General features: G+C 64.6%; 13 protein-coding genes. 4 read left to right on the top strand and 9 right to left on the bottom strand.

The window, feature by feature from the left end:
• Window positions 1-11 precede the first annotated feature (11 nt).
• The 6 genes from NHH88_22725 to NHH88_22750 all read right to left on the bottom strand — a co-directional run bounded on the left by NHH88_22725 (window position 12) and on the right by NHH88_22750 (window position 4,211).
• Entirely contained in the window at window positions 12-1,094 is a 1,083-nt protein-coding gene (locus NHH88_22725) for a histidine kinase (GenBank protein USX12487.1), read from the bottom strand.
• 13 nt (window positions 1,095-1,107) lie between these two features.
• The gene (locus tag NHH88_22730; GenBank protein ID USX12488.1) at window positions 1,108-1,815 is read right to left on the bottom strand and encodes a cell wall-active antibiotics response protein; all 708 of its coding nucleotides are present in this window, start codon (window positions 1,813-1,815) and stop codon (window positions 1,108-1,110) included.
• Window positions 1,812-2,189 (bottom strand): DUF5668 domain-containing protein, encoded by a 378-nt coding sequence (locus NHH88_22735; protein USX12489.1) that lies wholly within the window; start codon window positions 2,187-2,189, stop codon window positions 1,812-1,814. The genes NHH88_22730 and NHH88_22735 overlap by 4 nt, the downstream gene beginning before the upstream one ends.
• A 134-nt stretch (window positions 2,190-2,323) precedes the next feature.
• Window positions 2,324-2,485, bottom strand: coding sequence for a hypothetical protein (locus tag NHH88_22740; protein USX12490.1), 162 nt, complete (start codon window positions 2,483-2,485; stop codon window positions 2,324-2,326).
• 206 nt (window positions 2,486-2,691) lie between these two features.
• Window positions 2,692-3,573, bottom strand: a complete 882-nt coding sequence (locus NHH88_22745; protein USX12491.1) for a LysR family transcriptional regulator — start codon at window positions 3,571-3,573, stop codon at window positions 2,692-2,694.
• A 20-nt stretch (window positions 3,574-3,593) separates the two neighbouring features.
• Window positions 3,594-4,211, bottom strand: coding sequence for a hemolysin III family protein (locus NHH88_22750; GenBank protein ID USX12492.1), 618 nt, complete (start codon window positions 4,209-4,211; stop codon window positions 3,594-3,596).
• A gap of 291 nt (window positions 4,212-4,502) precedes the next feature.
• Between NHH88_22750 and NHH88_22755 the strand changes: the two genes are divergently transcribed.
• The 3 genes from NHH88_22755 (at window position 4,503) to NHH88_22765 (ending at window position 8,756) form a co-directional block, all read left to right on the top strand.
• Complete coding sequence (locus NHH88_22755) at window positions 4,503-4,898, top strand: BlaI/MecI/CopY family transcriptional regulator (GenBank protein ID USX12493.1); 396 nt, start codon at window positions 4,503-4,505, stop codon at window positions 4,896-4,898.
• Window positions 4,895-6,493 carry a M23/M56 family metallopeptidase gene (locus NHH88_22760; protein USX12494.1) on the top strand — a complete coding sequence of 533 codons (1,599 nt, stop codon included), beginning with the start codon at window positions 4,895-4,897 and terminating at the stop codon, window positions 6,491-6,493. Before NHH88_22755 ends, NHH88_22760 begins: the two co-directional genes overlap by 4 nt.
• Before the next feature lie 115 nt (window positions 6,494-6,608).
• The gene (locus NHH88_22765) at window positions 6,609-8,756 is read left to right on the top strand and encodes a TonB-dependent receptor (protein ID USX12495.1); all 2,148 of its coding nucleotides are present in this window, start codon (window positions 6,609-6,611) and stop codon (window positions 8,754-8,756) included.
• Between the two features lie 12 nt (window positions 8,757-8,768).
• Here NHH88_22765 and NHH88_22770 read toward each other — a convergent pair whose 3' ends face one another.
• Complete coding sequence (locus tag NHH88_22770; GenBank protein ID USX12496.1) at window positions 8,769-9,188, bottom strand: hypothetical protein; 420 nt, start codon at window positions 9,186-9,188, stop codon at window positions 8,769-8,771.
• Window positions 9,189-9,289: 101 nt separating this feature from the next.
• On the opposite strand from NHH88_22770, the gene NHH88_22775 reads away from it, so the two are divergent.
• A complete protein-coding gene (locus NHH88_22775; GenBank protein ID USX12497.1) occupies window positions 9,290-10,411 on the top strand; it encodes a patatin-like phospholipase family protein in 1,122 nt (373 codons plus the stop codon).
• A gap of 181 nt (window positions 10,412-10,592) precedes the next feature.
• On the opposite strand, the gene NHH88_22780 is transcribed toward NHH88_22775, so the two are convergent.
• Together NHH88_22780 and NHH88_22785 are read right to left on the bottom strand one after the other, a co-directional pair.
• Window positions 10,593-12,287 (bottom strand): FAD-dependent oxidoreductase, encoded by a 1,695-nt coding sequence (locus NHH88_22780; protein USX12498.1) that lies wholly within the window; start codon window positions 12,285-12,287, stop codon window positions 10,593-10,595.
• Window positions 12,288-12,338: 51 nt separating this feature from the next.
• Entirely contained in the window at window positions 12,339-12,698 is a 360-nt protein-coding gene (locus NHH88_22785; GenBank protein ID USX12499.1) for a hypothetical protein, read from the bottom strand.
• Between the last annotated feature and the right edge of the window lie 136 nt (window positions 12,699-12,834).

Below are 12,834 nucleotides of genomic sequence, written 5' to 3' on the forward strand. Positions count from 1 at the left end.
GATCTCCACCATTACTCTCCATCCTCTGTCGTTTGCGCCGGCATCGCGATCTCCACGCCGAAGCCGTTCTCGTTGAAGCCCCAATGGATGCTGGCTTCGTGTTTGTACGCGCCCGCCAGGCGCTGGCGCACATTCGCCAGGCCGATGCCGCTGCCCTTGCCGGACGGCTGCGGCGGCGTATCGGCGTCGACCGGATTGTCGACGCGGATATACAGCACCGATCCGGCGCGCCGCGCGCTGATCGTCACCGTGCCGCCTTCCGGCATATTGCAGATGCCGTGCTTGACGGCGTTCTCCACCAGCGGCTGGATGATCATCGGCGGCACCAGGCATGCCAGCGCGGCGTCCTCCAGCGACTCCTCCACCAGCAGCCGCTGGCCGAAGCGCACCTGTTCGATCCCCAGGAAGTGCCGTATCAGCACCATCTCCTCGCCCAAGGTGACCTTCTTGTGCGCCTCCATGCCCAGGCTTTGACGGAAGAAGCTCGCCAGTTCAAGCGTCATGCGGCGCGCCGCCTTGGGGTCCTGCGAGGTCAGCGCGCTGATCGAATTGAGGCTGTTGAACAGGAAGTGGGGATCGATCTGCGTGCGCAGCATGCGCAGCTCGGCCTCCTGCGCCATCAGCAGCGATTCGAACTCGCGCTGCTCGGCCTGTTTCGCGCGCAGGAATTCGATCACCATGTAATGCAGCGCCGCCGCGAAGCCGTACAGCAGGATGCCCAGTCCGACGATCAGCGCCGACAGCTGCCGGGTGATGACGATGCCCGCCCAATCGGCGCCCAGCAACCTGGTCACGCCGTTCCACATATGCCCCAGCAGCAGCCACAGTATTCCGCAGACCACCGCCGCCGCCAACAACACCAGCGCGATCGACAGCGGGCGGCGGCTGCCCAGCGGGTAGGCGCGGCACATATAATAGGCCGAGTAGCCGGCCGCGAACGCGTACACCAGGGTGATCGGAATCGCGAACAGCATGGCGTTGGTCATCGGCGTGTCGCCCAACAGCGCGATCACACCGCCTAGCGCCACGCCGATGAACAGCCACACGACCATGTAAATGGCCGCGCCACGCCGGCCGGGGGAGTTCTCCTGCATGCTCGGCTACTTCTTAATTACGTACTTCCAGCCCGCCCATGATGGCGTAGCCGCGCACGTACAGTACTTTGCCCGGCGTGGCGGGAGGCGCGGTCTTTTCCTCGAAGCCGCCCATGATCGGCGTGCCCTGCAAGACCACCGTCCAGTCGACCGGCACCTTGATGGTGACGCCGCCGAACAGCGAGAAGACGTTGAGCACCGCCTCGCCGTTGATCGAGCTTTGACGCAGATCGAGATCGCAGCCGCCCATCAGCGCGGTGATTTCGCCACCGCGAAAATCGGCGGTGATGATGCGCCGCTTGAAGGCGCCCATAAACGAGGTGATGTCGACTTCCATCTGATCGAACTCGTTGTCCGCCTTGGCGCCTGGTTGCTTGAAGGCGGATCGTCCGGTGCTCGATTTGAACACCACCGCGATGCCGAACACGATCAGCATCACGGGCCACAGCGATTGCCAGCTGATGTCGAGGATGCCGAAGCGGCGCAGGAAAATCAGGCAGCCGGCGGCGATCAACCCGCCGCCGATCAACTTGCCGGACGAGGTACGGGTTTGCATCAATTTGAGCGTGCCGAAGAAAATCAGCGCGAGCGGCAGCAGGTGGCGTCGGAAATCGAGATCGATCCAGCCCAGGTTATCGACCAGGAAAAGCAAGCCGATGACGATGACCGCGATACCGATGGCCATCTGCGATTTTGGATCTGTTTTGGCGAAGGAGCTCATTTTTGCTCCTTGGCGGCGGCGAAGATGTTGTCAAGCAGTGGACGCAGCAGCAGGCCTATGCCGAAGGCGATGATCACCGCCGGCCACGTGTCCTCGAAGCCCCAGCCCCAGATGCGGTTGAAAGAGACGTACCACCAGCCGGCGGTGAACAGGCATCCCAGGCCGCCAAGGATGTACTTCGGCGAGGTCGGTGGAATGAGTTGGGTGACGCCGCTGATGACCGCCAGCCATGGCCAGTAGCGCCACAAGCGTGTGATGTCGAATTCCACGTCGATGTAGCCGGCGCGATCGAGCAGGAAGGTACAGCCGACGGCGATCATGATCAGCCCCCAGACCAGCTGTTTGCGCCATTGATAAGCTATTTCTGCGTTCATGTGAGTTCCCCAAGTCGGTATGGATAGAACAATACCGGGGAACGGAAGGCGGGGGAACCGCTATTCGGCGAATAGCGGAAAAGAGCCGGTGAATGACGAAACGCGGGGCGAAAAGCGGGAGCGCCCGCGCGGGTTCAGGAGCGTCCGCCGTTGCTGAGCTTGGGCTCGAACATCAACATGCCCCAGCCCAGCTGGCGGCGGATTTCCTCGGGCTTGGGCGGCGGTTTGACGTCGCGCGTACGGCGCTCCAGGTAGGCCCGGACCAGATGCTTGGATGGATGAGTAGTCTGCGACATGATGTTCTCCCAGTCAGCAACCCTGTTGTTGGTGCCGGTACTTGAGGCTACCGGCTTACCTGCTGCTGAGCTTTCATCTGACGATGCGCTCCAAGCACGCAAGGCCAGTGTACGTCGCTACGCTATCAATATCTGTACGGCGCCACACACTCGCAATCATCGAGGTTTACCTCGCGGCTTACCTCAAGGCTTACCTCAAGGTGACCTCACAGCTTACGCTGCAGGAACTCGAGGAAACAGCTGATGCGCTGCGCCAGCTGGGTGTTGCGGTAATAGACCGCGTGGATCTGCTGCCGGTAGCCGGTGTAGCTGTCCTCGAGCACCTTGACCAGGCGGCCGGCGTCGAGATCGGCGCGCGTCATGAAGTCGGCCAAACAGACGATGCCCTGCCCGGCCAGCGCCAGCTGGCGCAAGGTTTCGCCGCTGGAGGCCGAGATCGACGGCGTGATCTGCAGGCTGTTGCCGGTGGCGTGACGCAGCGGCCAGCTGTTACCCTGCTCGTACTGCGCGAAGCCGACCAGCGAATGGGCGGCCAGGTCCTCCGGCTTTTGCGGCGTGCCGTGGCGGGCCAGATAGTCGGGACTGGCCATGACGTACAGCGGACTGGAACTGAGGGCGCGCGCGTGCAGGGTCGAATCGGTCAGCGCGCCGATGCGGATGGCGACGTCGGTGCGGTGCTCGATCAAATCGGCGATCTGGTCGTTGCTGCTCAATTCGAGCTTGATGTCCGGGTACAGCGCGCGGAACTCCGCCATGTGCGGCACCACGCAATGGAGCATGAATGGCGACGCCGCGTCCACGCACAAACGGCCGGCCGGCTTCTGGCGGCGGATGCGGATGGTTTCCTCGGCCTCCTCCATCGCGCCCAGGATCGCCCGCGCGCGCTCGAGGAACAGGTGGCCCTCCTCGGTCAGCTCCATGCGGCGCGTGGTGCGCGTGAGCAGCGACGTGGCCAGCTTGTCCTCGAGCCGCGACAGCGCCCGGCTCACGCCGGAGGTGGTCTGGCCCAGATGGACCGACGCCGCGCTCAGCGTGCCGCTGTCGATCACGGTGATGAAAGTTTTCAGATCGTCGGAATTAATATCCACGTTTTCAGCTCAAAAAATCGTTACGCCACGTACAGCAACACCGCGCCGAAATGGCATGCGCTGCCGCCCAGTACAAACAAATGCCAGACGCCGTGACCGTAGCGCCATTTGTGGTCGGTGACGAAGAAGGCGATGCCCACCGTGTAGACCACGCCGCCGGCGGCCAGCCACATGAAGCCATCCCAGCCCAGCGCGTCGATCAGCGGACTGGCGCCGATCACGCCGACCCAGCCCATGGCGACATAGATCACCAGCGACAGCACGCGCGCGCCCTTGGCATACCAGATCTCCTGCAGGATGCCGACGACGGCCAGCCCCCAGACCACGCCGAACAGCGACCAGCCCCACGGTCCGCGCAGGCTGACCAAGGTGAACGGCGTATAGCTGCCGGCGATGAGCAGGTAGATGGCGCAATGGTCCATCCGCCGCAGCACGTCTTTGGCGCGGCCACGCATGCTGTGATACAGGGTCGAGGTCAGATACAGTCCGAGCAAGGTGGCGGCGTAGACGCTGAAGCTGACCACCTTCCAGATGTCGCCGCTGCGCGCCGCCATCACGATCAGCAGCGTGCCGCCGATAGCGGCCAGCACCGCGCCGATGACGTGGGTGATGCTGTTGAAGCGCTCTCCGTAATACATATGTGCTTCCAATGCAGATGTGGCCACGGCAGGGAGCGCTGTGGCCAGGTGCATTGTATAGCGCATCGCCGCGCGCCGCGATGGTGCTCACCACGTGTTCAGCCTTGTACCCACGCCGCGATACCTTCGGTCCAGCCTGCATCGACCATACTTTATTTGCAATTAGCAAAAACTCAATCGTAGCATATTAGGAATTAATTCAAAGCAATGTTACAAATTCATGCAATTGGGATTGACCAGCCTGCGACATATGTCGCATAATCATCCCAATCGTCGCATAAAGGTCCAGCCATGTCCGTCAATACCCCCATTCCCTCCGTCAGCGAGCTGACACTGTTGAAAGCGCTGTGGAAGCAACAGCCGCTCAGCGCCCGCGAAATCCACGACGCCGCCGCCGACGAACTGGCGTGGTCGTTCTCGTCGACCCGCAAGACGCTGGACCGCATGCTGGAAAAGCGCATGGTCGGCCTGCAAACGGTCCACGGCATCAACGTCTACAGCGCGCAGCTGGAAAAAGTCGGCACCCTGGCGGCGTTCGCGCACGACTTCGGCCGGCGCGTGATGGAAATGGACGCGCCGCTGCCCGTCACCATGTTCACCGGCAGCAAACTGGTCGACCAACAGGAACTGGCGCAATTGGAGCAGATGCTGCACGAGTGGCCCGACGACGACGCGGCGAAGCCATGATGTCCGCCTATGTGCTGATGTTCAAATGGCTGCTGGCCGGCGTCAGTTGCGCGCTGGCGGGGCTGGCGATGTACTACCTGCTGAACGCCGCGCTGCGTGTGTGGCCGGCGCTGGCGGCGCGTCGCGCGGTATGGCTGGCCGCGCAAATGGTCGTCGCCGGCGCGGCGCTGCTGCCCTTCCTGCCGCACGGCGAGCAAATCAGCGTGGCGCCGGCCGTCACGCTCAACGCGGAAGAGTCATCGGCCATTCGTCGCCTGGCGCTGGAGGATGACGGCGACCGGCATGGCGACGCCGAGCCATTTGACCATGCCGATGTCGCGCCGCGTGACGCAGCCAATGATGCCGGCGGCCGGCAGCCGTCCATGGCCGCGCTGGCGGCGGGGCTACCGATATTGTGGGCCGCGTTGTACACCGCCGGCCTGGCCTACGCGCTGGCCCGCCTGCTGCGCGCCAACATGCTGTGGCGGCGATTGCTGGCGGCCGCCCGGCCCCTGTCACCGCGCGAGTTGCTGGCGCATGGGGCGTTCAGCGAGGATCAACTGTCCGAGATCGGGCGATCCCGCCTGACGGTGATGGAGACCGAGGCGGCAATCTCGCCGATGCTGATCGGCCTGCGCCGGCCGATACTGCTGCTGCCGCGCCATCTGCGGGAGTTCAGCGCCGATCAGCAGCAGATGATCGTCGCGCACGAACTGCACCACTGGCGCGCGCGCGATCCACTTTGCCTGGGCGTGTCGAGCGCGCTGCAAACGGTATTCTGGTTCAATCCCGCGCTGCGCTGGCTGACCGCGAAGATGACGTGGGCGCTGGAACTGGCGTGCGACCAGCGCGTGCTGGCCGGCCGGCCACAGCAACAGCGCAAGCGCTACGCCGCCGCGCTGCTGCAACAGTGGAAGGCCCAGGCGACGATGCCGCCGAACGGCGGCCTGGCGTTCGGCGGCATTCATGGCGAGACCATCGCCGCGCGCATCCTGCATATGCAGAAAACCTCGCTGCCGGCGCTGAACACCCTGGCCGCATGGACCGTGGCGGCGCTGATGGCGGCGGTGCTGGCGGCGGGCGCCCTGCTGCAGCCTGCGCTGGCGTTCAATATCGAGCGGCAGGCCACGGCCGGGCCGGCGGCTGTCGATACCTCGGCGCCGGCCGCCGCCACTTGGCGCCATCCGCTCGACAAGATGCGCGTGTCCGGCTTTTTCGGCGTGCGGCGCGACGTCTCGGACAGGCCGCACCAGGGAATCGACCTGGCGGCGCCCAAAGGCACGCCGATACACGCGGCGGCGGCGGGCAAAGTGATCGCAGCCGGCGAGCTGGCGGAGAACAATGGCCGCTACGGCACCTCGGTCATCATCGAAACCGGCTCGCGGCAAACGCTGTATGCGCATTTGAACAGCGTCGTCGTCAAAGTCGGCGACCGCGTCACCTCCGGGCAACTGATCGGCGCCGTCGGCGAAACCGGCTTTGCCACCGGGCCGCATCTGCACTTCGAGGTGCGCCAGGATAATCGGACGATCGATCCCGCGACAGTGCTCGCCGATCTCGATGCCCACGCCACCCGGCGCGCGCTGAAGGTCAGGCGCCAGCAACAAGGCTACTAGGCCGCCGTCCCACTTCCCTTTTTCAACCATTCTTTGCCAGTAAGCCGCAGCCCTTGAAGGCTGCGGCAAGGTGAACTGCCGCCCAAAATTTGGCGGCGACCATCGAGGAACCGCCATGCCGTTACACAGAATCGCCGGCAGCTTGCTGCTGATCTCCGCCGCGGGCGCCAACGCCGCCGACATACCCGAGCCACTCCAGGTGCAGGTCACGGGCGCCCGCGCCGACCAGCGCCAGCGCGAAACCACCACCGCCATCGTCATCCAGCATGAGGAACTGGTGCGCCAGGGCGACCAGTCCCTGTCCGACGCGCTCAAGCGCCTGCCGGGCATCAGCATCTCAGGCACACCAGGCCAGGGCGGCGCGATCAGCATGCGCGGACTTGGCAACGGCTACACACAGATCATGCTGAACGGCGAGCCGGTGGCGGCCGGGTTTTCGCTGGACTCCATCGCACCCGAGATGATCGAACGCGTCGAGATCATGCGCAGCGCGACGGCGGAATTCAGCAACCAGGCGGTGGCCGGCGCCATCAACGTCATCCTGAAAAAGGCGGTCAAGCGCGGCCAGCGTTCGCTCAGCGCCAGCATTGCCCGCCACGGCGGCGAGACCACGCCAACCCTGACGGCGCAGTTCTCAGACCAGGACAAAGGCTACTCATACAGTCTGGCGGCGACGGTGCAGCGCAAGCATACGGACAAGCCCTTTACCGACTTTGAGGAGCAGCGTGACCTGAATGGCGCCTTGCTCCTGCTGCGGCGCACGCCGCAAACCGATTCCGGCCGCACGGACTCGCTGACCCTGACGCCGCGCCTGAACTGGACGCTGGCAGGCGGCGACACCGTCAGCTGGCAAAGCTTCGCCAATCTGCGCCGGGTCGACAATCGCAACCGCGCCGAGGAGACGGCGCTGGTCGGCGACAACAGCGAGTATCCGCGCAACTTCGCCGACTTCGTCGCGGACTTCGTCATGCTGCGCAGCGATGTGAACTGGACCCACTTGATGTCACACGGCGCCAGGCTGGAAACGAAACTTGGCGTGAGCAGCAACCGTCGCAGCGGCACTTTCGATTTCTACGGCATGGATATCGAAGGCAATCCCAAGGCGCGGCACTTCGTCGATTCCGGGCCGTCGGAGACCGGCGTGACGGCCAGCGGCACTTACCGCCACCCGGTCGGCGAGCGCCACGCGCTGGCGCTGGGCTGGGATGTCAGCCGCGCCGTGCGCAACGAGGACCGCAACGAAAGAACGTTCGGTGCGGACGGCGAGCAGACCGGCGCCAACAACGCCGACTACCGCGCCAACGTCAATCGCCTGGCCTTCTTCGTGCAGGACGAATGGGAGGCGGCCAAGAACTACTCGCTCTATCTGGGCCTGCGCCACGAACGGCTGGAAACCGCGAGCCGCGCCGACGCGGCCAACGCGCCCGATGCGCTGGACTCGCGCTCGGCGGTCTGGAGTCCGTCGCTGCAAACCCGCTACGCGCTGCCGAACAAGGACGTATTGCGCCTGGCGGTCAGCCGCACCTACAAGGCGCCGCCGCTGGCCAAGCTGGTGCCGCGCCGCTACACCAACGACAACAACAATAACCCGACCAATCCCGATGAACAGGGCAATCCGAATCTGCGCCCGGAACTGGCGTGGGGGCTGGACGCGGCCTATGAACATTATTTGGGCGACGGTGCGCTGCTCAGTGTTAGCACCTATCTGCGGCGGATACGCGACGTCACGATCACGCGCCTGTTCGAGCAGGATGGCGAGTGGGTCGAGGCGCCGTTCAACAACGGCAACGCCAGTGTGCGCGGCGTCGAGCTGGAGGCCAAGCTGCCGCTGCGCCGCCTGGTGCGCGGTGCGCCAGCGATTGACCTGCGCGCCAACCTGGCGCGCAACTGGTCGCGCGTCGACAACGTGCCGGGACCGGACAACCGGCTGGAGACGCAGACCCCGCTCACCGCCAACCTGGGCGCGGATTATCGCCCGGATGGGTCGGCGCTGACGGTAGGGGGCAATCTGAATTACCAGGCCGGCGGCCCGGTGCGGCAGGCGCGGCAGGTGCGGCTGGGCAGCAGTCCAAAACGGGAGCTGGATCTGTACGCGCTATGGAAAATCGATGCGAAGACACAGCTGCGCATCGCCGGCAGCAACCTGCTGCGGCAAACCGCGACCGAGTGGCACGATTACGTCGATACCGGCGGCGTGCGGCACCGGGTGACGGTCACGCCCAGCAGCGCCACGCTGCGCGTGATGCTGGAGTACCAGCTGTGATCGAGCGCGCGGCTAATGAACATTGCGGGCGATGAAGTAGACCGCTGCCGTCAGTCCTGAGCAAACCACTGTCATCCATGTGATCAACCGCCACGTCTGGGCCTCCATCGCCTTGTAGAATTCTGTGCGCACCATTTCGACGTCCACCTTTTTAGCGTAGTGTTCAATGAAAAAATCGAACTTGCCATTTAAGATCGTGACTTCCGCTTGCACTTGCGTCAAAGCGGACTGCTGAGATGCAACATCGCTTTGGACCTTCGTCACATCGCTCTGAAGTTTGTTCACGTCACTTTGAAGTCTATTGACCGTGCTCTGCACTACTGCAACCTCTTCACGCACGAGTGCAGAGTCCGCATGCAAGGCCTCATTGCTCGCCTGCAGCGCGCGGAGAGCTTCTTCTATTGCGATGTATCGATAGTCGTCCATCACCATATGATTCGCCTCGCACGTTAGAACGTCAAGCGGCACCGCTCCGCAATATCGACCAGATCAAATTGCCGGATTGAAGGCTGCGCTGTGGTAAGGTCTCATCCATGACGCACGCACAAACCCAACCTTTACAAGAAGTCTATAAACCGTATAAACGCTGCATGGTGATGGGCGGCGGCGGCTTCCGGTTTGGCATCTACATCGGCATGTACGCGGCGCTGCGGCAGGCGGGCAAGGCGCCGGACATCCTGCTGGCCAGCTGCGGGGGCGCCATCGCCGCGACCATCATCAACAACCTGCCCGACCCGGGCGAGCAGCGCGCATGGCTGGCGTCGCGCGATATGTACGACTTCTGGTGCGGGCTGAAGTCGACGCGCCACGCGGCGCTGATCGGCACCCTGGCGCGCGCCGCCAGGCGCAGGCTGTCGCCGGCGAGCGTACCCGTCATCCCAGACCTGTTCGGCGATTATCTGTTCGACATTCCGCCGCAGTTGCCCTTCCCGTCCGCCAGCGGCGCGCCGGAGGTCGACGTGGCCATCATCGGCGGCAAGCTGCTGTTCGATCCTTCGGAAGTGGGCCAGCCTCGCGGCCAGCGCAAGCTGTTCGCGGAAACCGTGTTCTGTGGCGAACGCGCCGCCGCCGCGCTGCGTGGCATGCCCTCGCCCCTCGGCGACCCGCGCTGGGGCGAGCACGCGGTGTCCGGTGATTTGCTGATCGACGGCGGCGTGCCGATCACCGAGGCGGCCCGCATCTCGATCTCCGACATGATCTACTTCCGCTGCCGCCAGTATGGTGGCGATGAGTACATTGGCGGCGTGCTGGATCTGTTCCCGGTCGAAATCGCGCGCCGGTTGGGGGATGAGGTGATCATGGAGTTCAAGGAGGCGTTCGACCAGGTGTTCTCGATACCGGCCTGGCGCGCGGTGCTGGGACTAAACGGCAATGCGCGTCTGCGCTATGCCAACACCCATCTGGCGGACTTGCGTATCGATTCGTCGGACGTGTCGCGGGTGCTGGCCAAGCAGCAGTTGCAGCAAAAGCTGCACTGGCGCCGCAACCGCATCGAGCTGGCGATGCCGCCGACATACGACACCTTTGTGCAGCACATGAACGACCAGTGGCAGTACGGCTACGACCGCGCGACGGAGGCGCTGGCGCATCCCGCCGGACAGCATCCGCCGGTGCGGCGGGCGACCAGGTACAGCAAGCGGTTAAGCGGGGTGTGACCGGCTGTGGATGCGCCATCGGCGGCGCGCACATGGCGGATTACGCTTCGCTAATCCGCCCTACGTGGTTCCGCGTGCCCTCATAGGGTCGTAGCCTAAAATCCGCCACGGAAATACGTAGGGCGGATTAGGCGGGACGCCGTAATCGGCCATGCATGCGCCGCCGATAACGCACGCACCATTAGACAAAATCCGAGGCCAGCGCCTGATGCAGCGCCTGAACCGCCGCCGAGCCTTCACCCACGGCCGCCGCCACCCGCTTGACCGAGCCGCTGCGCACATCGCCGACGGCGAAGATGCGCGGCCTGCTGGTCTCCAGAAAATGCTGCTCCCGCTCCAGCGGCCAGGCGCCCGGCGCCACATCCGATCCGGTGAGCACGAAGTTCTTGTCGTCCAGCGCCACGCAATCGCCTAGCCACGCGGTATTGGGCTCGGCGCCCAGGAACAGGAACACATGGCGCACCGGCGAAGCCCGCGCCTCGCCGCCCGCCGTCTGCCAGACGATGCTCTCGAGCCGGTCGCCGCCGACCATTTCAACGATCTGCTTGCGCGTGTGCAGCGTGATGTTCGGCGCCGCCTCGATGCGCTGGATCAGGTAGCGCGACATGCTGGCGGCCAGGCCGTCGGCACGCACCACGATGTGGACATGTTTCGCATGCCCGGCCAGGAACACCGCCGCCTGCCCGGCCGAATTGCCGCCGCCGACGATGACCACCTCCTCGTCGGCGCAGAAGGTGGCCTCCATGAACGAGGCGCTGTAATAGACGCCCCGCCCTTCGAAGCGCTCCAGTCCCGGCAAGTCCGGCTTGCGGTAACGCGCCCCGGTGGCGATGACGATGGAGCGCGCACGCAGCCGCTCGCCACTGTCGATGGCGATGTCGAATTCCGCGTTGTCGCAATTGAGCGCGCTGACCTTGACCGGCACCGCCACCTCGGCGCCGAACTTGCGCGCCTGCGACAGTCCCCGTCCCGCCAGCGCCTGGCCGGAGACGCCGGTAGGGAAGCCGAAGTAGTTTTCGATCTTGGAACTGGAACCGGCCTGCCCGCCCGGCGCCTTGGCGTCCAGCACGGCCACGCTCAAGCCTTCCGACGCCGCGTACACGGCGGCGGCCAGGCCGGCAGGCCCGGCGCCGACGACGACCAGGTCGAAGGTGCGGCCGTCGATGCGGTCGGAACTCAGGCCGATGCCGTCGGCCAGCTGGCGCAAGGTGGGATTGCGCAGCACCTCGCCATTGGGCGTGACCACGGCCGGAATATCTGCCGCCGTCACGCCGAACCGCGCCATCAGCGCGCCGGTTTCCTCGTGCAGGTCGAGATCGAAATAAGCGGCCGGTTGGCCGTTGCGGGTCAGGAAGTGGCGCAGCGCCAGGGTCGGCGCCGAGTCGCGCGCGCCGAACATCAGCAGGCCGCCGCTCTGGTCCTGCATGTAGGCGACGCGCCGCAGGATGTAGGCGCGCATGATGGTTTCGCTCAAATCGGCCTCGGATACCACCAGGGTGCCGAGCGACTCCTCGCTGATGACGATCACTTCGGCATCGGCGATCACGCGGGCGGTGGCGACGGCGGCGCGCCCGGCCAGGGTGCCCATCTCGCCGGTGAAGGAACCGGGGCCGTGGGTGCCGATGACGGTCGTTCCCAGCGCCGAGGCGCGCTCGACCTCGATGGCGCCGGAGATCAGCACGTACATGGGAATGTGTCGGTCGCCCTGGCGGAACAACACGCCGCCGGCGGCGATGGCGCGGCGCTCGCCGTAGCGGCTGAGCACTTCGAACTGCCGGTCGCTCAGCGTGGGGAAGATCTGGTGGCGGCGGTTGCCGATGTCCGATGAGGCCAAATGCGGGCTGATCGCCATGCCGGCGCCGGGCTGCTGTTCCATGCGTGTCCTCGACAGTTCAATGATGTTGGGAGGCCTCCGGTGGCGCCGCCGCTAGCGGCACAGCTCGCGCCACGATTCCTCGAACTCGGCCGGGGCGACATCCTGCGCCAGCAAGGTCAGCTCGCGGGCGACCGAGATGTAGCGCTGGAAGCCGATATAGGTGCCGAAGGCATCCTTGGCGTTGACCTCGCCGCAGGGCGCGCCGCCCTTGCCGATGAACTGGTTGCGAAATTGCGCGGAACCAGGGTCGCGGATCTTTTCTTTTACATATTTTTCGCCCAAACTGGTCAGTGTCAGGACTTCTTCCTGCTGCTTCTGCGCCTGGCTCTTGCCGCAGGCGGTCACACAGGCCAGCAGCGTCAACGCCACCGACAGCACCGCACCCCGGCGAAGGGTGTTTGCTAAAGTCATAATGTTTTCTCTTTTGTAATTCCCTGAAATCACCTCTAATATAGCAGGTCTGTCAACCGTAACGCCGCAACACCTTGCATTGTTGACAGAGTGTGTATTTGTTACTATCTCAAGCTTTACAGTTTGATCAGGAGAT

The organism is Oxalobacteraceae bacterium OTU3CAMAD1, assembly GCA_024123915.1.
Classification (GTDB): Bacteria; Pseudomonadota; Gammaproteobacteria; order Burkholderiales; family Burkholderiaceae_D; genus Rugamonas.

Bases quoted from the DNA above. Each gene is read 5' to 3' on its own strand.
- NHH88_22725 (USX12487.1), bottom strand. From the start codon at position 1,094: ATGCAGGAGAACTCCCCCGGCCGGCGTGGCGCGGCCATTTACATGGTC.
- NHH88_22730 (USX12488.1), bottom strand. From the start codon at position 1,815: ATGAGCTCCTTCGCCAAAACAGATCCAAAATCGCAGATGGCCATCGGT.
- NHH88_22735 (USX12489.1), bottom strand. From the start codon at position 2,189: ATGAACGCAGAAATAGCTTATCAATGGCGCAAACAGCTGGTCTGGGGG.
- NHH88_22740 (USX12490.1), bottom strand. From the start codon at position 2,485: ATGTCGCAGACTACTCATCCATCCAAGCATCTGGTCCGGGCCTACCTG.
- NHH88_22750 (USX12492.1), bottom strand. From the start codon at position 4,211: ATGTATTACGGAGAGCGCTTCAACAGCATCACCCACGTCATCGGCGCG.
- NHH88_22755 (USX12493.1), top strand. From the start codon at position 4,503: ATGTCCGTCAATACCCCCATTCCCTCCGTCAGCGAGCTGACACTGTTG.
- NHH88_22760 (USX12494.1), top strand. From the start codon at position 4,895: ATGATGTCCGCCTATGTGCTGATGTTCAAATGGCTGCTGGCCGGCGTC.
- NHH88_22765 (USX12495.1), top strand. From the start codon at position 6,609: ATGCCGTTACACAGAATCGCCGGCAGCTTGCTGCTGATCTCCGCCGCG.
- NHH88_22770 (USX12496.1), bottom strand. From the start codon at position 9,188: ATGGTGATGGACGACTATCGATACATCGCAATAGAAGAAGCTCTCCGC.
- NHH88_22775 (USX12497.1), top strand. From the start codon at position 9,290: ATGACGCACGCACAAACCCAACCTTTACAAGAAGTCTATAAACCGTAT.
- NHH88_22780 (USX12498.1), bottom strand. From the start codon at position 12,287: ATGGAACAGCAGCCCGGCGCCGGCATGGCGATCAGCCCGCATTTGGCC.
- NHH88_22785 (USX12499.1), bottom strand. From the start codon at position 12,698: ATGACTTTAGCAAACACCCTTCGCCGGGGTGCGGTGCTGTCGGTGGCG.